The sequence below is a fragment of the Asanoa ishikariensis genome, from assembly GCF_900107455.1.
In the GTDB taxonomy this organism is placed as follows: Bacteria; Actinomycetota; Actinomycetes; order Mycobacteriales; family Micromonosporaceae; genus Asanoa; species Asanoa ishikariensis.
The window spans coordinates 476,002-494,115 of record NZ_FNQB01000002.1; the positions used below are offsets into that span (position 1 = coordinate 476,002).

Below are 18,114 nucleotides of genomic sequence, written 5' to 3' on the forward strand. Positions count from 1 at the left end.
ACCAAGAACCCTGGTCCGCCCCTGGTGGCGCCCGTCGCAAGGCCGCGCCACGAGCGCCGGGACTGTGGGATCGTCGGAGCGTGCCGGACAACCGGATGGCCCCCGGAGCGGACGGCCCACTGGCCGCCCTGATCGACGCCGCCGTGGCGGTGTTGGCAGAGCGACTGGAGTGCACACCGGGAGAGGCGAGAGAACGGTTGCAGGGGCTGGCCGACCGCTCCGGCGTGCCCGTGGCCGAGGCCGCCTCGGCGATCCTCGACAGCGCCCGCCCCAGCTCGCCGGCGCCCTTCGAGGAGGTGCGCCGGATGGCGAGCGCCGCGGCCGCCGATGCCGCGGCGATGGCCGCCCGGGCGCTGGCCGCGCCCGGCCAGGAGCCGCTGGCCGACCTCGCCGGCACGCTCCAGCAGCGCCTGGCGCACGAGGTGGGCGCCGACGCGGTCGCGGTGTACGCGGTCGAGCCGGACGCCTCGTTGCAGCTCGTCGGCGCGGCGGGGGTGCCGCCGGCGGTGGTCGACGCCTGGAGCCGGGTGCCGGCGCACCCGCCGACCGAGGCCGGCTACGTCGCCCGTACCCGGGACCCGCTCTTCCTGCCCGACCGCACCGCGACGCCGCCGCACTACCTGCTGGTCGGCGGGCCCGGCGCGGACTGGCCATCGCGAGCGGTGGTGCCGGTCCTCGGCGACACGGCCGCGGTAGCCGTTGTCGTCGCCTTCTTCGTCAAGCAGCAGACGTTCCCAGCGGCGGTGCGCGAGACGGTGAGCACGCTGGTCGGCGAGGCCACCGGCGAGATCGCGAAGCGGCTGCGGGCGCACCCCCACCAGGCTGGCTGGATCACGGACGCCCAGTCGATGCTCGACGCGATGCCCGGTGCGGTCGGTGTCTCCGTGCCGATTCGCGACGCGGGTGGCGAGATCGTCGACTGGGTGCTGGTCGCGGCCAGCCCGGAGGCCACCGACGTGACCGGGCTGCGCGGGCGGGAGCTGGTCGGCAGCAGCACGGCCACCCGCTACCCGAGCATCGTCGGCAGCGAGCTGTGGCACTCGCTGGCCCAGGTGCTCAGCTCTGGCCGACCGCGCGAGATCGGGCCGTTCACGTACACCCCGCAGACCGCGGGCATCGAGACCGCGGTGTTCACCGTGCGGATCTCCCGGTTCGGCGGCGGCGTGCTGCTCACCTGGACCCGGCTCGACGAGGAGCGCCGGCTGGCCGCGCGGATCGCGCAGACCGAACGGCTGGGCCGGCTGGGGTACGGCGAGTGGGATCTGGGCACCGGCAGCGTCTACTGGTCCGAGGGCCTCTACTCGATCTTCCGGCGCGACCCGGAGAGCGGCCCGCCGACCCTGGACGAGGCGGCCGGCAACCTGCACCCGCAGGACGCGCCGCGGATCGCGCCGCAGCTTGCCCGGGTCTTCGAGCACGGCCAGTCCGCCGACCTCAACTACCGCATCCTGGTCGCCGGAGAGGTCCGCTACCTGCGCGCCCGGTTCGAGACCATCCGCGACCGGACCGGCCGGGTGCTCAAGGTCTACGGAATCGTGCAGGACGTGACGGCGAGCGAGGCGGCCGCGCGCGACCGGGCTCGGCTGGTCGACGTCGAGGCCGAGCTGGCCGAGCGGCTGCGCATGCAGCAGACCGAGCACCGCCTGGTGGTCGCGTTGCAGCAGATCATCCTGCCGATCCCGACCGGCGTCCTGCACCTGCCGGGGCTGGACGTCGCCGTCCGCTACCTGCCGGCCGAGGTGGTCAGCCGGGTCGGCGGCGACTGGTACGACGTGGTCGAGATCGCCGACGGCCGCAGCCTGCTCGCGGTCGGCGACGTGGCCGGCCACGGCATCGCCGCCGCCGCCACGATGGCCCGGCTGCGGCACTCGGTCGCCGCGCTCGCCGTCACCAGCACCGAGCCCGGTGAGCTGCTGGCCTACCTCAACCGGATCGTCCACGACGACGCCAGCGAACCCACGGCGACCGTCGTGGTGGCACACTTCGATCCGCAGACCCGGGAGCTCACCTGGGCGCAGGCCGGCCACCCGCCGCCGATCCTGGTCTCGGGCGACGGCACCGCCGCGGCGCTCACCCGGCCACCCGGGATGATCGTCGGGGCGCGACCCGACAGCACGTACGACACCGTCACGACGACGCTGGCCGAAGGGGACACGGTGCTGCTCTACACCGACGGCCTGATCGAGCGCCGGGGTGGCTACGACAGCGACTGGCTCGGGCCGCTGCTGCGCAGCCTGGCCGGCACCGGCCACCTGCCGGTCGACGAGCTGATCGGTCGGCTCCAGCCGGCCAACCCCGGTGACGACACCTGCGTCGTCGCGCTGCGGCTGCGCCCCGCGTGAGTCCGACCGGGCGGCCGGCGGCCTCCGGCGGGCTGCTGACGGTCTCCGGCGGGCTGCAGACGCCGTTGTGGCGCGCGATCGTGGTCTTCCGGTTCGCCTCGCTGGCCTGGGCGCTGGCGCTGATCGCCGGCAACGTACGCGACTACGTGCGCCCGCTGGCGGCGATACCCGTCGTCGTCGTGCTGATCGGCTGGACGATCGCCGCGAGCTGGCTGTTCGCCCGCCCGGAGCGGCGCCGCTGGCCACTGCTGATCGCCGACCTCGCGGTCACCGCCGCCGTGCTGCTCTCGGCCGACTGGGTGATCGGCCAGGACGCGCTGGGCCGCGGCACGCCGGGGATGGCGGTGGCCTGGCTGGCCGCGCCCGTGCTGGCCTGGGCGGTCGCGGGCGGCCGGCGGCTCGGCATCCTGGCCGCGCTGCTGCTCGGCCTGGCCGACCTGGCGATCCGGCCCAACCTCAACCAGACCTCGCTGACCGGCACGAGCCTGATGCTGCTGGCCGCCGTCGGCGTCGGGCACGTCACCCGGCTGGCCGCGATCGCCGAGGCGCGGTTGCAACGGGCGGTGGAGCTCGAGGCGGCCAACCGCGAACGGGAACGGCTCGCCCGGGACATCCACGACTCCGTGCTCCAGGTGCTCGCGCTGGTCCGCCGCCGCGGTGCCAGCCTCGACGGTGAGGCGCGCGAGCTGGCCCGGCTGGCGGGGGAGCAGGAGGCCGCGCTGCGCCGGCTGATCGCGACCGGTGCGCCGCCACCGTCCGCCAGCGGCGTCGTCGACCTGGGCGCGCTGGTCACCGCGTACGCCAGTGACGTGGTCTCGGTGGCCGCACCGGCGACCGCCGTGCCGCTGCCCTCGGCCGTCGCGTCCCAGATCGCCGCCGCCGTCAGCGCGGCGCTCGACAACGCCGCCCGGCACGCGGGACCGGCCGCGGGCATCTTCGTGCTGGTCGAGGACGAGCCGGACGCGGTGACCGTGACCGTCCGAGACGACGGCGCCGGGATCGAGCCCGGCCGGCTCGCGGCGGCGGAGCAGGAGGGCCGGCTCGGTGTCGCGCAGGCGATCCGCGGCCGCATCACCGACCTCGGCGGGACCGTCCGGATCCACTCGGCACCGGGCCAGGGCACCGAGATCGAGATGGTGGTTCCTAAGGTGTCCGTATGACCGAGCCTTGGCGAGGGAATCATCAGCAGAGCCCGCCCGGGCAGGGCGGGTCACCACGAAGTGGGGACCCGTCATGACCGAGCCATGGCGAGGGCATCATCAGCAGAGCCCGCCCGGGCAGGGCGGGTCACCACGAAGTGGGGACCCGGCATGACCGATCGGATCCGGCTGATGGTGGTCGACGACCATCCAATGTGGCGCACGGGGGTCGCCCGCGACCTCGCGGAGGCTGGCTATGACGTCGTGGCGACGACTGGGGAAGGGCGGCAGGCGGTGCGGATCGCCGGCGCGACCCGGCCGGACGTGGTCGTGCTAGACCTCCAACTGCCCGACATCTCCGGCGTCGAGGTGGTGCGTGGCCTGCGCGCGGCGCTGCCGGACGTGCGGGTGCTGATGCTGTCGGCCAGTGGCGAGCAGCAGAGCGTGCTCGACGCCGTGAAGGCGGGCGCGGCCGGCTACCTGCTCAAGTCGGCGGCACCGGACGAGTTCCTGGCCGCGGTCGCGCGTACCGCTGCCGGCGAAGCGGTCTTCACGCCCGGTCTCGCGGGGCTGGTGTTGGGCGAGTACCGGAGGCTGGCGGCGGCGTCGGACCCTGGGCCGCCGGCCCTGACCGAGCGCGAGACCGAGGTCCTGCGGCTGGTCGCCAAGGGACTGTCCTACAAGCAGATCGCCGAGCGGCTGGGTGTCTCGCACCGCACCGTGCAGAACCACGTGCAGAACACGCTGGGCAAGCTCCAGCTCCACAACCGGGTCGAACTCACCCGGTACGCCATCGAGCAGGGACTTGACTGAGCCGTCCTACTCGTACGGCGGTTCCTCGGTCTCGTGCATCGCCAGCTCCTCGGCGGTCGCGCCGCCACCCGCCGCGCCGGCGTCGTCCGCGATGGAGTCACCCTCGTCGTCGAGGAGCGCGCCCTCGGGCTCGTCCTCACCGGCGAGCTGGTTCGGGTCGACCAGGCGCCCTATGGGTGCGCCACCACCGTCGAGCTCGAGCCCGTCGGTGTCGTAGAGCGAGACCTCGGAGTTCGGGTCGCCCTTCGGCCCGTCGTCCAGCACGTCGGCGTCGAGCTGCGACTGGGCCTTTTCGGTGCCCAGGTCCTCCTCGTCGCGGATCTTCGGATCGGCCGGCGTCGCCAGCGGATCGTCGACCTCTTCGGGCAGGTTCTCCCGGGCCAGCTTGTAGTCGAGCGACTCACCCTGCTCAGCTTCCTCACCCGTGGTGCCGAAGCGGTCGACGGCCAGGGGCGAGTCGACAGGCAGCGCGGCCGGATCCGGCCCCTGGATCTCCCGCTCCGACTCGACGTCGTCGTATGCGGTGGAGTCGTCGTCGGCGGTGCCGGGCAGGCCTTCGGCCTCAGGGTCCGACCAGGGCTCTGGGTACTCGTCTTCGCGGCGCATACGGCGCTCCTACCCCGCTTCCGGCCAGGACAACCGGGGGTGTCCCGATGTGATAGATGCCTCGGAGCAAGTAATACGCTTTGTTTTTCATTGCTCCGTTCGCGCGCACCGACGTATGGTCACGTTGAGGGGACAGCCGTACTACAGCGGCGGTCTCCGGGGTGCTCAACACGCGGGCATCAGCCAGCACATTCCACAAACCGGTGCCGACTCCCTCCCGCCCCACCAGGGCGGTAGTGAGGCGAACGAGGAGGCTGCGCGATGACCCTCCAAAGCGGCATGCCCGCTTCTGGTGACTTGGACCTGCCGGCCCTCGACGCGGTCGCCATGTCTTATGCCCACCGTTCGGGAGATGATGCGCGGCGGATGGCGCGGGAACGGCTCGTCCGTTCCGCGATGCCGTTCGCCGGCCGGCTGGCGCGGCGCTATCGAGGCCGCGGTGAGCCGATGGACGACCTGGAGCAGGTGGCGCGGCTGGGGCTGCTGAAGGCAGTCGACCGCTTTGATCCCGAACGCGGGGCCTTCACCGGTTTCGCCGCGGCGACCATCATCGGCGAGCTCCGTCGCCATTTCCGCGACCGCACCTGGGGCGTCCACGTCCCTCGTCGGATGCAGGAGCTCAGCATCGAGGTCAACCGGGCGTCCACCGAGATGACCGCCAAGCTGCGCCGCTCGCCGACCGTCCCCGAACTGGCCGAACGCCTCCGGGTCGACGAGGAGGATGTGCTGGCGGCGCTGGAGACGGCGGCCGCGTACACGCCGCTGTCGTTGAACATGCCGGCCAGAGCCGAGAGCGAGGCCGAGCTCGGCGACCTGATCGGCGGCGCCGACGTGGGCCTGGAGGCGGTCGACGACCGGCTGACGGTCGCCAGCCTGCTGTGCCGGCTGCCCGAACGCGAGCGGCGGATCCTGGCGCTGCGGTTCTACGGCAACAAGACCCAGACGGAGATCGCCACCGAGTTGGGCATCTCCCAGATGCACGTGTCCCGGCTCCTGTCCCGGGCACTGGCCTGGCTGCGCGAAGCGATGCTCAGCGACGCGCCCAAGCAGTGGCAGGCCGGCATGGGCCCAGGCGACCACCACGAGATCACCATCCAACGCCGCGACAAGGGCGGCCTGGTCCGCCTGGACGTGACGGGCGAGGTCGACCGGGACACCGCCGACCCGCTGCGCTCGGCGTTGTTGGAGGCGGTCGAGGTGGCCGCGGACCGGCCACGACCACGCGAGGTCGCGGTCAGCCTGGCCGGCGTGCCGATCATCGACGCGGCCGGGGTGTCGGCCCTGCTGGCCGGGCTGGAGGCAGCCCGCGCCGCCAGCGTCCGGCTGCGCATCGGCGACATGCAGGTCTACGTCCGCCGCACGTTGCGAGTAGCCGGCCTAACCCCGATCATGGCCGCCCCGCACGACTAAGGTGCGTGCGGCGCGCCCCTGAACTCAGCCGCTGACGTGGCGGAGGACGGCCAGGACCCGGCGGTTGTCGCTGTCCGAGGACGCCAGGCCGAGTTTTGCGAAGATGTTCGCCACGTGCTTCTCCACGACCCCCGGGGTGATCACCAGAGCCGCCGCGATCCCGGCGTTGGATCGGCCCTCGGCCATCAGCGCGAGCACCTCACGCTCCCGAGGCGTCAGCGACGCCGTGTCACGCCCGGCGCGCATCAGGTGGCCGACCACCTCCGGATCCAGCGCGGTGCCCCCGGATGCCACCCGGGTCAGTGCCTCCACGAAATCGGCGACGTCGGCGACGCGGTCCTTGAGCAGGTAGCCGACGCCGTTCGGCCGGTCGGCGAGCAGGCGGGTCGCGTAGCGGGTCTCCACGTACTGCGAGAACACCAGCACTCCGACGTCGGGGTGGTCGCGCCGGATGTCGATCGCGGCGCGTAGTCCCTCGTCGGTGTGCGTCGGTGGCATCCGAATGTCGATGATGGCCACGTCCGGTGCGGTCTCCGCGATCGCGGACCGCAACGCGTCCGCGTCGGCCACCGCGGCGCACACCTCGAAACCGCGGTCGGTGAGCAGCCGGACCAGCCCTTCGCGCATCATCGCGGCGTCCTCCGCGATCACCACCCGCATGTCACAACCCTCCTGTGGGCAGTTCGAGCTCGACCCGGGTCGGACCGCCGATCGGACTGTGTACGCGCATCCGCCCGTCCACGACGGCGATCCGGCGCGCCAGCCCGGACAGACCGGGTCCGTCCGCGTTCGCCCCGCCGGCGCCATCGTCCTCGACGGTCAGCAGCACGTGCGCGCCGGATCGGATGACGTCGAGCCCGATCCGGGTCGCGTGGCTGTGTTTGGCCGCGTTCGCGAGGAGTTCGGAGGCGCAGAAGTACGTGATGGTCTCGATCGCGGGCGCCGGCCGGTCGGGCAGGTCGACGTGCACCGAGACCGGGATGGCGCTGCTCGTCGCGAGCGTCGCCAACGCGTCGCCGAGGCCGCTGTCGAGGACCGGCGGGTGGATTCCGCGCACCAGGTCGCGCAGGTCGGCGAGGGCATCCTTCGCTCCGCGGTGGGCGAGCGCGACCAGTTCACGGGCCTGCGCGAGATCGGGCGGCGGGCCGTCGACACCGAGCTTCTCGGTCGCCATGCCGAGGTTCATCGCCAGTGTGGCCAGCCGGATCTGCGCGCCGTCGTGCAGGTCCCGCTCCAGCCTGCGCATCATCGTGGCCGCGTCGTCGATCGCCTGGGCGCGGCTGATCTGCAGTTCGCGTACCCGCTCGGCCAGCCGGCGCGGACCGAGCAGCCGGCGCATCGCGGCCAGGTCCGCCGTCGTGCCGGCCCGCATCAACCACGGTGCGACCAGCAGCATCGCGAGACCGGCCGCGGCGATCAGGAATGTTCCGGCGAACGTCCGCGTACCGATGGTGCCGAACGGAGTCAGCGCCCACACCGGCCCGAGGGTCGTGCCGGCCGGGTGGTTGCGAAACAGCGGCCACCACACCGGATAGCTGAGGTTGACCAGGCCGAACACGTAGCAGAACGCGCCGTAGCCCTGTGGGATGGCCAGTGGCACCTTGAGCAGGCAGTACCCGATGGCTCGCCAGCCCGGCCCGTCGGAGAGGACCGAGCCGATCCGCTTCGGCGGTGCGTCCACGTGCACGCCGAGCAGCCGGTCCGCGAGTGAGCGGTGCACGGCTCCCAGCGCGCGCCCGGTCGGTGCGGCCAGCACGACCAGGAGCGCGACGGTGAGCGGGAACAGCACCAGGAACACCGGCCCGACGACGGGTGCGGGCCGGTCGGACATGGCTCCGGTCGCCCAGAGGATCAGGACGCCAAGGCCGGGCACGATCGCCGGTACGGCCAGGATCGCGGCCGCGCTGACCACGCAGACGACGCAGTACACCGCCCGGCGCAGAGCCAGGGTCGTGAACGGAGCGCGCAACGCGGTCATCAGCCGATTGTCGCCGGTCAGGCGTCGCGGTGGCGGAGCAGCAGGCCGCCGCACAGGATCGCCGCCGCCGCGTACCCGCACATCAACAGCACGCTGACCCAGCCCGCGAACAACCCGGGGATCGGCGACGTCACCGCGATCGAGTTGAGCAGCATGAGCAGCGGGACGAACCGGCCGACCGCGATTCCGCTCTCACCGAACAGGCCGGCCACGATCATCGGGACGAACATCAGACCGAACAACGTGCCGATCGCGGCGCCCGAGTGCCGCACGATCGTCCCGATGCCGACCCCGATCAACGCGGTGGCGCCCAGATACACGCCGGTCAGCAGGACCGCCCGCAGGATCGGCCCGTCCCCGAGGGAGGCGGCCGGGATGGCGGTGCCACGGATCGCGAGCTGCCCGCCCAGATAGCCGGCGAAACTCGCGACCAGGCCGATGGTGAGAGCCGCTCCGCCGCACACGGCGGCCTTCGCGGCCACGACGATCCGCCGCCGCGGGACGGCGGCGAACGTCGAGCGGATCATCCCCGTGCCGTACTCGCCGGTCACCATCAGGACGCCGAGCGCTCCGAGGAGCAACTGGGCCACGATGGCGCCGCCGAGGCTGTTGTTCAGGATCTGGGCGCCGGTGGCCACCGGGGTGTGCGATCGGTAACCCAGTCCCACCCCGGCCCCGGCCGCCGCCATCGAGACCACCGCCGCGATCGCCAACCACCACGTCGAACGGACGCTGCCCAGCTTGATCCGCTCCATCCGGGCCGCTTGCCGGAATCCGTACCCGTTCATGACGCTCCCACTCCGCGATAGTCGGTGGCCTGCGAGGTCAGCCGGAAGAACGCGTCTTCCAGGCTGTCGTCGCCGGCGGCGAGCTCGGCGACGGTCGTCTCGGCCAGCAGCCGGCCGCGGCCGATCACCACGAGCCGGTCGGCGGTCAGCGCCATCTCGGCGATCAGATGGCTGGACACGAACACGGTCCGGCCTTCGGCGGCGAGTCCGCGCAACAGGTCCCGGATCCAGCGGATGCCCTCCGGATCCAGCCCGTTGACCGGCTCGTCGAGCAGCAGGACGCCCGGGTCGCCGAGCAGGGCCACGGCCACACCGAGCCGCTGGCGCATGCCGAGCGAGTACGTGCCGGCGCGCCGGGTCGCCGCGTCGGACAGCCCGACGATGCGCAACACCTGCTCGACCCGCGAACCGGGGATGTCGTTGCTGGCGGCCAGTGCGGCCAGGTGCGCGCGGGCGCTGCGGCCGGGGTGGAACGCCCCGGCGTCGAGCAGCGCGCCGACCGTCCTCAACGGCCACTTCAGGTCCGGGTACGGGACGCCGCCGATCAGTGCCTCGCCCCGGTCGGGGGCGTCCAGGCCGAGGATCATCCGCATGGTCGTCGACTTGCCGGATCCGTTGGGGCCGAGAAACCCGGTCACCACACCCGGCTGGACCCGGACACTGAGCCCGTCGACGGCGACCCGACGGCCGTACCTCTTGGTCAGCTCACGAAGTTCGATCACACGAATGACGCTAGGCAGCACCGTCAGCGCTCAGAAGCCGGAAACCACCCGACCGGGCCTGGGGGTTTCCACCCCCGAGGGCGGTCAGTCCTCGTAGTCGGGTGCGACCACGGACCAGACGAGCTTGCCGTCGGGTAGGTCGCTGACGCCCCAGCGCAGGGCTACCGCCTCGATCAGCAGGAGGCCTCGGCCGCCGTACGCCGTGGTCGGGACCGGGCCGCCGTAGACCGGCAGCGTGTGCGACCAGTCGCGCACCGAGAGGTGCAGGGTGTCGCCGTCGGCGCCCCGGCCGACCAGGACCGTCATCGGCGTGTGTGCGTGCGCGACCACGTTGTTCACGAGCTCCGTGACGACGATGCAGGCCGGACCGGCGACCGCCGGTAGCTCCCAGCGGGCGCACGCCTCCGTGACCAACTCGCGGGCGCGGCGGGCGGCGCCGGGCATCGGCTCCAGGCTGCCGCGCAGCAGGGTCTCCGTGGAGAAGGCGGCGGCACGTCGGTCGCCGTCGGCGAGCCGGAAGCCCACGCCGCGCCAGGGGTCCGCGACGGCCGCCGGCACGCTGATCACCGGTTGGCCGGCGGGCCAGTCGGCGGTCTCGCGGGCCACCTCGCCGAAGGTCGACAGCACGGTCGGGTCGTCGATCCGCAGGCCGGTCACCTCGATGACCGCCGGCGTGCGGTCGGCGACGACGGACAGCAGGGCACCACGCAACGCCTGTGCCGACCGCTCGTCGAGCACACCCTGGAGCTGGACGACCGCGTACGGATCGTCGTCGGCCACCAGAAAATGCACGTCGGTCGGCATGATCGCTCCATTGTGCATGTCGGGGACGTCCGTTCGTGCCCGCCCGCGCGAGTCACGAGCCTTTGTCACCATCGCCGGCTCCGGGCGTTGCGGCGGGTGACGGCGGCGATGGTGCCCGCGGCGGTGCCGGCGGCGAGGCCGAGCATGGCGGATACGCGCAACGTCGTGCTGCGCCGGGCCTCGGTCGCCAGGGGTGGCGGGCGCCAGGTGACGCGCAGCAGTGCGGCCGCACCACCGGCGTACGCCTCGCGGCGTGGCCTGGTCAGCAACCGCACGATGGTGTGGGCCGCCACCTCCGGTGGCTGGACCGGCGGTGGCGGCGCGATGCGTCGGCCGGCGGCGTACCGGCGGACCGGTGCCGCGGTGCCGGCCGGCAGGACCGTGCAGATGGCGATCCGGCGTTCTCCGGTTACCCGCAGCTCTTGGCGGACGGTGTCGGCGAGGCCTCGGACGCCCTGCTTCGCGGCGTTGTAGATCGACTGGTACGGCATCGCGATGGCGGCCAGCGCCGACGCGTTGTTGATCAGCACCCCGCCGCCGGACGCGCGCAGGTGGGGCAGCGCGGCGCGCATTCCGTAGGCGGCGCCGAGCAGGTTGACCTCGATGACCCGGCGGAGCTGGGCCAGCGGGATCTCCTCGAAGAGCCCTACCGCCCCGGTGGTCGCGTTGTTGATCCAGGCGTCGAGCCGCCCGAAGATCGCGACCGCGTTCTCCGCCAGGCGCTCGACGGCGACCGGGTCGGTCACGTCGGTGGGCAGGACGGCCGTTCGCGCGCCGAACGCCCGGCAGCGCTCGGCGACCGCGTCCAGCGCCTGCTCGCCCCGGGCGGCCAGCACCACCGTTCCGCCGTTGCGCGCCACCTCCAGCGCCGTCGCCGTGCCGGTGCCACTTGATGCACCGGTGATCACGACCACCGCTTGGGCGAACGGGCGGGACAGTGCCATACACGTCCGTTACCCCGTAGTGGGCGGCATCATGCGAACCGGTTTGCCGTCCGGTTCGAGCCACCGCGGGGATCTATCGTCCGCGGGGTCCGGAACTGGGGGGTGGGCCCGCTGGCATCGGCCGGGCCACGACCGTGCGCGCGGCGTCGGCCGCCACGTGCCGGGCGGCCAGCGCCCGGGCCTTGAGCGCGCGGGGGCCGGCGGTCAGGGCACGCGGGCCGGGTTCGGCCGTCGCGTGGTGGTGCTGCGGCTCCGCGTACCGGGTCAGGCCGATCACCGCGGCCAGGGTGATGAAGAAGCCGAGTGCGGCTACCCACTCCCGGCCGGGGTGGATCTTGTCGCCGAGGAACAGCAGGCCGATCGCGGCGGCGGGCACGGCGCCGGCGGCGTCCATCGAGGCGACCGACGCGGTCGTCGAGCCGCGCTGCATGGCCAGGCCGAGCAGCAGTTGGCCGAGCAGTGAGGCGCCGATCAGCACGTACAACAGCGGGCTGGAGACGAACTCGGTGATCGAGTGGCTGGAGGCCAGCGGGCGGCCGGCGACGGCGGCGGCGGAGAACGCCATGCCCGCCAGCGAGCCGAGGGCGACCGAGCCGGGTGCGCCGTGCATCCGGGCGGCGAAGACGCCGATCACCGCGATGACGGCGAGCCAGATGAGCAGCGCGAACAGGCCGCCGGAGCCGATCGAGTGTGCCGGCGCGGGTTTGGCCGAGATGACCAGGGCGAAGAGGCCCGCGAAGAGCAGGGTCAGCAGGCCCACCTCGGCCTTCGGCAGCTTCCACCGGAGGATCAGCACACCGCAGAGGGCGGTCACGCCCAGGCCCGCGGACGCGGCCGCCTGCACGAGGAACAGCGGCAGGTCGCGGCGGGCGACGAAGGCCAGCATGAAGCCGAAGATCTGGAAGCTGAGGCCGTACAGGTAGATGCGGTGGCTCGCCAGCCGGACCAGCAGCTTGGGGTTGCAGGAGGTGTGCAGCTTCGTCCGGGATGCCGCGACCGACTGGAGGAGGTTGGCGACGCCATAGGCGATGATCATCGCCGCGAGGAAGCCCCAACTGGTGGACAGCACCCGCGCACAGTAACGGAGGTTTCTGCGGATCCGCTTGGCGACCGGCCGAACTGGCTAACCTGCGGCTACACCGCGTGTTGCGATCAAAACCACAGGTCAAATACCGGCTTATGAAATGCGACACACTGTCAGCTCAAGCGGGTAAGCACCTCTTCGTGAATTTTTCCGTTGGTGGCCACGGCGCTCCCACCTGACGGACCCGGCTGGCCGCTCAGGTCGGTGAAGGTGCCACCGGCCTCGGTGACGATCGGGATCAGCGCCGCCACGTCCCAGAGCGAGAGCTCCGGCTCGACCATCACGTCGACGGCACCCTCGGCGAGGAGCATGTAGCCGTAGAAGTCGCCGTACGCCCGGCTCCGCCAGCTCTGCCTGATCAGGTCGAGCATCGGCTCCAGCCGGCCGGTCTCCTCCCAGCCGGGCAGGCTCGAGTAGCAGAAACTCGCGTCACCGATCCGGCGTACACCGGATACCCGGATGGGTGTCGCCGCGGCGGTGTGCCGGCCGGCGAACGCGCCGTGACCGAGCGCGGCCCACCAACGCCGGCCCAGCGCCGGTGCGGAGACCAGGCCGACCACCGGCTGGTCGCCTTCCATGAGCGCGATCAGCGTCGCCCAGATCGGCACGCCGCGGATGTAGTTCTTGGTGCCGTCGATCGGGTCGATCACCCACTGCCGATGGCCCGGGCCGGCGGGTGCCTGGGTCGCGCCGTACTCCTCGCCGAGCACGCTGTCCCGCGGCCGGGTGCGGCCGAGGGTGGCCCGCAACGCCCGTTCCACGGCCTGGTCGGCGTCGGAGACCGGTGTCAGGTCGGGCTTGGACTCGACCCGGAGGTCGAGGGCCCGGAACCGGTCCATCGAGATCTTGTCCGCGGTGTCGGCGAGAACGTGGGCGAGCGAAAGGTCATCCGCATACCGGGGGGCCATGGCAGCAAAGGCTACTGGTTTTCGGTCTCGTCGCCGGCGCGGGAGGCGAGGAGGCGGCGGTACGAGGCGAGGCGGCGCGGGTCGGCGTTCCCGGCCATGACCCAGGCGTCGAGCGCGCAGTCGTTGTCGTTGGGGGTGTGCTCGCAGTTGGGCCGGCACTCGACCGTGCCCTCGACCAGGTCAGGGAAGCCGTGCAACAGGCTGTCCGCCGAGACGTGGGCGAGCCCGAAGCTGCGTACGCCAGGCGTGTCGATGATCCAACCGGTTTCGCCGGGCAGCGGGAGCGCCACCGCGCTGGTGGAGGTGTGCCGGCCGCGGCCGATCGCGCTGACCACGCCGACCGCGCGGTCGGCGTCCGGGACGAGCCGGTTGACCAAGGTCGACTTGCCCACCCCCGAGTGACCGACCATGACCGACACCTGCCCGGCCAGCCGCTCGCGCAGTTCGGCGAGGTCGGAGTCCGGGCGCACCAGCACGTGCGGCAGGTCGAGCTCGGCGTAGTAGTCGAGAACCTCGGCCGGGCCGGCCAGGTCGGCCTTGGTGAGGCAGAGCAACGGCTCGATGTCGGCGTCGTACGCGGCGACCAGGCACCGGTCGATGAAGCCCGTGCGCGGCGGGGGATCGGACAGCGAGCTGACGATGACGAGCTGGTCGGCGTTGGCGACGACGACCCGTTCCAGGCGCCCCTCGGGCGTGCTGTCGTCGTCATCGGCGGTGCGGCGCAACACCGACTTGCGCTCGGTGATCCGGACGATCCGGGCCAGCGCGCCGGCGGCCCCGGTGGTGTCGCCGACCAGGGAGACCCGATCGCCCACCACCACCGACTTGCGGCCCAGCTCGCGGGCGCGCATCGCGGTCACCGGCTGGCCCCCGTCGACCTCGACGGCGTAGCGGCCACGGTCGACCGCGCTCACGAAGCCCTCGATCGCGTCGTCGTGTTTGGGGCGGGTCCGGGTGCGCGGGCGCGACGAGCGGCCCGGGCGCACCCGGACGTCGTCCTCGTCGTACTCCCGCTTCTTGCCCGCCAGCGCCTTCTCCTCCTACTTGCCGGTCACCATCGCTGACCATAGTGCCGGGAAGTCCGGCATGGTCTTCGAGGTGCATGCCACGTCGTCGAGCTCGATCCCCGGCACCACCAGACCGACCACGGCGCCGGCGTGCGCCATCCGGTGGTCGTCGTAGGTGTGGAACACGCCGCCACGCAGCGGCCGGGGCGTGATCTCCAGGTCGTCGGCGGTGTCGGTGACGGACGCGCCGAGCGCGCTCAGCTCGCGGGCCAGCGCGGTCAGCCGGTCCGTCTCGTGGCCGCGGATGTGACCGATGCCGCGCAGCCGAGACGGCGAGTCGGCCAGTGCGCTGAGCGCGGCCAGCACCGGGGTCATCTCGCCCACCTCGGACAGGTCGGCGTCGAGGCCGTGCACCACGCCGGTGCCCCGCACGGTCAGCCCCTGCGTGCCGAGGGTTACTTCGCCGCCCATCTGGCCCAGCAGCGCGCGCAACCGCTCGACCGGCTGGGCGCTGCTGCGCGGCCAGCCGAGCAGGGTCACCGAGCCGCCGGTGACCAGCGCGGCGGCGAAGAACGGCATGGCACCGGACAGGTCGGGCTCGATCGTCCAGCCCCGCCCGGTCAGCTTGCCGGGCTCGACCGACCAGACGTCGCGGACCGAGTCGTCGATCCCGGCGCCAGCGGCGCGCAGCATCTGCACGGTCATCCGGACGTGCGGCGCCGACGGCATCGCCGGGCCGACGTGGCGCACCACGACGCCACGGTCGAAATCGGGCGCGGCCAGCAGCAGGCCGGAGACGAGTTGGCTGGAGGCGGACGCGTCGAGCACCACCTCGCCACCGGTGACCCGGCCGGTGCCCCGCACGGTCAGCGGCAGGCCGCCGCTGGGCGCGGTGTCGATGCTCACGCCGAGCGAGCGCAGGGCGTCGATCAGCGGGCGCAGCGGGCGCTGCCGGACCGACGGGTCGCCGTCGAAGGTGACCGGGCCCTGCGCCAGTCCGGCGAGCGCCGGCATGAACCGCAGCACCGTGCCGGCCTGGCCGACGTCGACGTGCGCCGGACCCTGCAACGTGCCGGGTCGGACCACCCAGCGCTCGTCGTCGACCGTCGAGACGCTGACGCCCATCGCGCGCAGCCCGCCGGCCATCATCTCCGTGTCACGTGCGCGCAGCGGGCGGGCTAGCGTCGACGGGCCGACCCCGATGGAGCTGAGCACCAGCGCGCGGGCGGTCATCGACTTGGAGCCGGGCAACTGGACGGTCGCGGCGACCGGCTCGGCGGCGGTCGGCGGGGTCCACGGCACGTGCGCGGGGTTGGCCACGTACTCCAGTCTGACCTGCCCGGGGCCCGAACCCGCGATCGACATTCGGCACTCCCGCGTGCCGGGACGCTGTGCGCTAGCGTGACGGGCATGTGCGGGCGGTACGCGACCACGAAAGACGCGCCGGACCTCAGTGCGCTCTTCGAGGCTTTCGACGACACCCGCGACGGTCTGGTGATCGACTACAACGTCGCGCCGACCGACCCGGTGCCCGTGGTCCGGATGTCCGCACGGTTGGGCGGCCGGACGCTCTCCGTGGCCCGCTGGGGGCTGGTGCCGAGTTGGGCGGGCGACACCAAGGGCGCCGCCCGCATGATCAACGCGCGGGCGGAGACGGTCGCCACCACCCCGGCGTACGCGCGGGCGTTCGCCGGCCGACGCTGCCTGATTCCGGCCGACGGCTGGTACGAGTGGGTGCGCCAGCCGGGCGGCGGCAAGCAGGCCTATTTCATGACGGCGCCGGAACCCGTGGTGTTCGGTGGCCTCTGGGCCGCGTGGGGCGACCAGAAGCTGCTCACCTCCAGCATCGTGACCATGCCGGCGCTGGGCGACCTGGCGCTCGTGCACACCCGGATGCCGCTCGTGCTCGCGCCCGACCGCTGGGAGGCGTGGCTGGCCGGCGGCGGCGAGCCGGCCGACCTGCTGGCCCCGCCGAGCGACGCGACGCTGGCCGGCATCGAGATCCGCCCGGTCGGTGCCGGCGTCGGCGATGTGCGCAACGACGGCCCCGGTCTGGTCGCCCCCGTGGCGGCACCCGCATTGGCCGCACCGCGCGATGAACCGGTCGAACTGACCCTCTTTTGATCATCGATTTATAGCGGTTGATTTTTCCCTTTCTGTAAACCTTGTATCGATTTCTTGCAGCCGACTTTCCGCAGGTTCGTTGCAAACCCTTGTCTCCGCCGTCACGAGTGCGATAGAACACAGCGCCGGCAATGGGTGCCTTCTCGCACCGGGCGACGACACCCATTGGTCCTTGATCTTCCGTTGCCATGCAGCGGAAAGCCGGCCCCACGGGGGAGGTGGGTTGTTGATGACACGGGCGCGAATGCCACGCCCGCATGAGGTCGCCGCCGCACGTCGTGATCCACGACTGCTGCGCGCCTCGGCCGAACGACAGCTCGACGAGGCTTGGCGCACGCGCGGCCTATGCCAAACCGTCGATCCAGAGACATTCTTTCCGGCACCGAGCGAGCCGGCCGACACCGCGATCGCGCTCTGCCGCACCTGCGACGTGCAGGGCGCGTGCCTGGCGTGGGCACTGGAGGTCGGCGACTGCCACGGCGTCTGGGGCGGCACCACGCCGCGCGAGCGGCGGGCGATGCTGGTCGCCTGGCGCGGTCAGCTCACCCGCGGCGCCGAGACGATCGACTCGGGGCCACCGATGCGGGACCTTTCGCTCGAACTGGTGCCGGTCAGCTGACCTGGGCCTCCTGGCCAGCACAATGGGGCCATGGGGGTCACACAGATCGCGACACCGCACGGTCCGGCCGTCACCGAAACCGACGAGGCCACCGGCCGGCCGGCGGCACTGCTCATCCTCGGGCACGGCGCGGGTGGTGGCGTCGAGGCGCCTGACCTGATGGCTGTCCGCCGCGCCGCGCTGGCTGCCGGCGTCACGGTGGTCCGGGTGACCCAGCCCTATCGGGTCGCCGGCCGCCGGGCGCCGGCTCCCGCGGCGCAGCTCGACGCTGCCTGGTCGGCGGTGGTGCATGAGATCGTCAAGGGCTACCCCGACCCGCCACCGCTGGTGGTCGGCGGCCGGTCCAGCGGGGCCCGGGTCGCCTGCCGCACCTCGGTCGCGCTCGGCGCGGCCGGCATCGTCTGCCTGGCCTTCCCGTTGCACCCCCCGGGGCGCCCGGAGCGGTCCCGGGCCGGCGAGCTGCTCACCGGCGTGCCCACGCTGGTCGTCAACGGCGACCGGGACCCGTTCGGCGTGCCCGACGCGTCGTCCGGGGTCGAGGTCGCGGTCCGACCCGGCCAGCGCCACGACCTGCGGGGCGATCCGCGCGGGCTGGGTCTGCTGGTGGTGGAGTGGCTGCGGGGCAAGGGCTGGGCCAATCCGTAACCCGTGCCGTGAGTGACTCGTTGCACTTAGTGAGCCAGGCATGCCCTGGGGACTCCCTCCACGAGTCCGCGGACCCCCCGGTCCGCATCAACCTCCCAGGCCCACCTGGTCCCGGGGATTCTGTCCCCGGGGCCAGTGGGTTGATCAGGGGAATTCGCAGGAACCCGCCCTTGTTACAGCC

18 protein-coding genes are annotated in these 18,114 nt (G+C 72.6%); 7 read left to right on the forward strand and 11 right to left on the reverse strand.

The window, feature by feature from the left end:
- The first annotated feature begins 80 nt into the window (after positions 1 to 80).
- From BLV39_RS16520 to BLV39_RS16530, 3 genes are all read left to right on the forward strand, one after another.
- Positions 81 to 2,342, forward strand: a complete 2,262-nt coding sequence (locus BLV39_RS16520; protein ID WP_176984943.1) for a PP2C family protein-serine/threonine phosphatase — start codon at positions 81 to 83, stop codon at positions 2,340 to 2,342.
- Positions 2,339 to 3,502, forward strand: coding sequence for a MacS family sensor histidine kinase (macS, locus tag BLV39_RS16525; protein WP_239083599.1), 1,164 nt, complete (start codon positions 2,339 to 2,341; stop codon positions 3,500 to 3,502). Before BLV39_RS16520 ends, macS begins: the two co-directional genes overlap by 4 nt.
- Before the next feature lie 150 nt (positions 3,503 to 3,652).
- Positions 3,653 to 4,294, forward strand: coding sequence for a response regulator (locus BLV39_RS16530; protein WP_090792811.1), 642 nt, complete (start codon positions 3,653 to 3,655; stop codon positions 4,292 to 4,294).
- Between the two features lie 6 nt (positions 4,295 to 4,300).
- Here the strand turns inward: BLV39_RS16530 and BLV39_RS16535 are convergent, their stop codons facing one another.
- Positions 4,301 to 4,900, reverse strand: a complete 600-nt coding sequence (locus tag BLV39_RS16535) for a DUF5709 domain-containing protein (RefSeq protein ID WP_090792814.1) — start codon at positions 4,898 to 4,900, stop codon at positions 4,301 to 4,303.
- 261 nt (positions 4,901 to 5,161) lie between these two features.
- Here BLV39_RS16535 and BLV39_RS16540 point away from each other — a divergent pair, with 261 nt between their 5' ends.
- Positions 5,162 to 6,310, forward strand: a complete 1,149-nt coding sequence (locus BLV39_RS16540; RefSeq protein WP_090792817.1) for a SigB/SigF/SigG family RNA polymerase sigma factor — start codon at positions 5,162 to 5,164, stop codon at positions 6,308 to 6,310.
- Between the two features lie 24 nt (positions 6,311 to 6,334).
- Here the strand turns inward: BLV39_RS16540 and BLV39_RS16545 are convergent, their stop codons facing one another.
- The 10 genes from BLV39_RS16545 to aroA all read right to left on the reverse strand — a co-directional run bounded on the left by BLV39_RS16545 (position 6,335) and on the right by aroA (position 15,910).
- Positions 6,335 to 6,970, reverse strand: coding sequence for a response regulator transcription factor (locus tag BLV39_RS16545; protein ID WP_090792819.1), 636 nt, complete (start codon positions 6,968 to 6,970; stop codon positions 6,335 to 6,337).
- 1 nt (position 6,971) lies between these two features.
- Positions 6,972 to 8,288, reverse strand: coding sequence for a sensor histidine kinase (locus tag BLV39_RS16550; protein ID WP_090792822.1), 1,317 nt, complete (start codon positions 8,286 to 8,288; stop codon positions 6,972 to 6,974).
- Between the two features lie 17 nt (positions 8,289 to 8,305).
- Complete coding sequence (locus tag BLV39_RS16555) at positions 8,306 to 9,076, reverse strand: ABC-2 transporter permease (protein ID WP_143049785.1); 771 nt, start codon at positions 9,074 to 9,076, stop codon at positions 8,306 to 8,308.
- The gene (locus BLV39_RS16560) at positions 9,073 to 9,798 is read right to left on the reverse strand and encodes an ABC transporter ATP-binding protein (RefSeq protein WP_090792829.1); all 726 of its coding nucleotides are present in this window, start codon (positions 9,796 to 9,798) and stop codon (positions 9,073 to 9,075) included. The genes BLV39_RS16555 and BLV39_RS16560 overlap by 4 nt, the downstream gene beginning before the upstream one ends.
- Before the next feature lie 84 nt (positions 9,799 to 9,882).
- Positions 9,883 to 10,602 carry an ATP-binding protein gene (locus BLV39_RS16565; protein WP_239083598.1) on the reverse strand — a complete coding sequence of 240 codons (720 nt, stop codon included), beginning with the start codon at positions 10,600 to 10,602 and terminating at the stop codon, positions 9,883 to 9,885.
- A 65-nt stretch (positions 10,603 to 10,667) separates the two neighbouring features.
- Positions 10,668 to 11,546, reverse strand: coding sequence for an SDR family NAD(P)-dependent oxidoreductase (locus BLV39_RS16570; RefSeq protein WP_090792836.1), 879 nt, complete (start codon positions 11,544 to 11,546; stop codon positions 10,668 to 10,670).
- Between the two features lie 73 nt (positions 11,547 to 11,619).
- The gene (locus tag BLV39_RS16575; RefSeq protein WP_239083617.1) at positions 11,620 to 12,582 is read right to left on the reverse strand and encodes a DMT family protein; all 963 of its coding nucleotides are present in this window, start codon (positions 12,580 to 12,582) and stop codon (positions 11,620 to 11,622) included.
- A 161-nt stretch (positions 12,583 to 12,743) separates the two neighbouring features.
- The gene (hisN, locus tag BLV39_RS16580) at positions 12,744 to 13,538 is read right to left on the reverse strand and encodes a histidinol-phosphatase (RefSeq protein WP_090792839.1); all 795 of its coding nucleotides are present in this window, start codon (positions 13,536 to 13,538) and stop codon (positions 12,744 to 12,746) included.
- 11 nt (positions 13,539 to 13,549) lie between these two features.
- Positions 13,550 to 14,566 (reverse strand): ribosome small subunit-dependent GTPase A, encoded by a 1,017-nt coding sequence (gene rsgA / locus BLV39_RS16585; protein ID WP_090792841.1) that lies wholly within the window; start codon positions 14,564 to 14,566, stop codon positions 13,550 to 13,552.
- 12 nt (positions 14,567 to 14,578) lie between these two features.
- Positions 14,579 to 15,910, reverse strand: a complete 1,332-nt coding sequence (gene aroA / locus BLV39_RS16590) for a 3-phosphoshikimate 1-carboxyvinyltransferase (RefSeq protein WP_090792844.1) — start codon at positions 15,908 to 15,910, stop codon at positions 14,579 to 14,581.
- A gap of 45 nt (positions 15,911 to 15,955) precedes the next feature.
- Here aroA and BLV39_RS16595 point away from each other — a divergent pair, with 45 nt between their 5' ends.
- The 3 genes from BLV39_RS16595 to BLV39_RS16605 all read left to right on the forward strand — a co-directional run bounded on the left by BLV39_RS16595 (position 15,956) and on the right by BLV39_RS16605 (position 17,933).
- Positions 15,956 to 16,669 carry an SOS response-associated peptidase gene (locus BLV39_RS16595; protein ID WP_090792847.1) on the forward strand — a complete coding sequence of 238 codons (714 nt, stop codon included), beginning with the start codon at positions 15,956 to 15,958 and terminating at the stop codon, positions 16,667 to 16,669.
- Positions 16,670 to 16,898: 229 nt separating this feature from the next.
- The gene (locus tag BLV39_RS16600; protein ID WP_090792851.1) at positions 16,899 to 17,288 is read left to right on the forward strand and encodes a WhiB family transcriptional regulator; all 390 of its coding nucleotides are present in this window, start codon (positions 16,899 to 16,901) and stop codon (positions 17,286 to 17,288) included.
- A 30-nt stretch (positions 17,289 to 17,318) separates the two neighbouring features.
- Positions 17,319 to 17,933: an alpha/beta hydrolase family protein gene (locus BLV39_RS16605; RefSeq protein WP_090792854.1), complete on the forward strand. Its 615-nt coding sequence runs from the start codon at positions 17,319 to 17,321 to the stop codon at positions 17,931 to 17,933.
- Positions 17,934 to 18,114 lie beyond the last annotated feature (181 nt).

Excerpts from the sequence above, each read along its gene's own strand:
- BLV39_RS16530 (WP_090792811.1), top strand. The coding sequence starts at position 3,653 with ATGACCGATCGGATCCGGCTGATGGTGGTCGACGACCATCCAATGTGG.
- BLV39_RS16535 (WP_090792814.1), bottom strand. The coding sequence starts at position 4,900 with ATGCGCCGCGAAGACGAGTACCCAGAGCCCTGGTCGGACCCTGAGGCC.
- BLV39_RS16540 (WP_090792817.1), top strand. The coding sequence starts at position 5,162 with ATGACCCTCCAAAGCGGCATGCCCGCTTCTGGTGACTTGGACCTGCCG.
- BLV39_RS16545 (WP_090792819.1), bottom strand. The coding sequence starts at position 6,970 with ATGCGGGTGGTGATCGCGGAGGACGCCGCGATGATGCGCGAAGGGCTG.
- BLV39_RS16550 (WP_090792822.1), bottom strand. The coding sequence starts at position 8,288 with ATGACCGCGTTGCGCGCTCCGTTCACGACCCTGGCTCTGCGCCGGGCG.
- BLV39_RS16555 (WP_143049785.1), bottom strand. The coding sequence starts at position 9,076 with ATGAACGGGTACGGATTCCGGCAAGCGGCCCGGATGGAGCGGATCAAG.
- BLV39_RS16565 (WP_239083598.1), bottom strand. The coding sequence starts at position 10,602 with ATGCCGACCGACGTGCATTTTCTGGTGGCCGACGACGATCCGTACGCG.
- BLV39_RS16570 (WP_090792836.1), bottom strand. The coding sequence starts at position 11,546 with ATGGCACTGTCCCGCCCGTTCGCCCAAGCGGTGGTCGTGATCACCGGT.
- BLV39_RS16575 (WP_239083617.1), bottom strand. The coding sequence starts at position 12,582 with ATGATCATCGCCTATGGCGTCGCCAACCTCCTCCAGTCGGTCGCGGCA.
- hisN (WP_090792839.1), bottom strand. The coding sequence starts at position 13,538 with ATGGCCCCCCGGTATGCGGATGACCTTTCGCTCGCCCACGTTCTCGCC.
- aroA (WP_090792844.1), bottom strand. The coding sequence starts at position 15,910 with ATGTCGATCGCGGGTTCGGGCCCCGGGCAGGTCAGACTGGAGTACGTG.
- BLV39_RS16595 (WP_090792847.1), top strand. The coding sequence starts at position 15,956 with ATGTGCGGGCGGTACGCGACCACGAAAGACGCGCCGGACCTCAGTGCG.
- BLV39_RS16600 (WP_090792851.1), top strand. The coding sequence starts at position 16,899 with ATGACACGGGCGCGAATGCCACGCCCGCATGAGGTCGCCGCCGCACGT.
- BLV39_RS16605 (WP_090792854.1), top strand. The coding sequence starts at position 17,319 with ATGGGGGTCACACAGATCGCGACACCGCACGGTCCGGCCGTCACCGAA.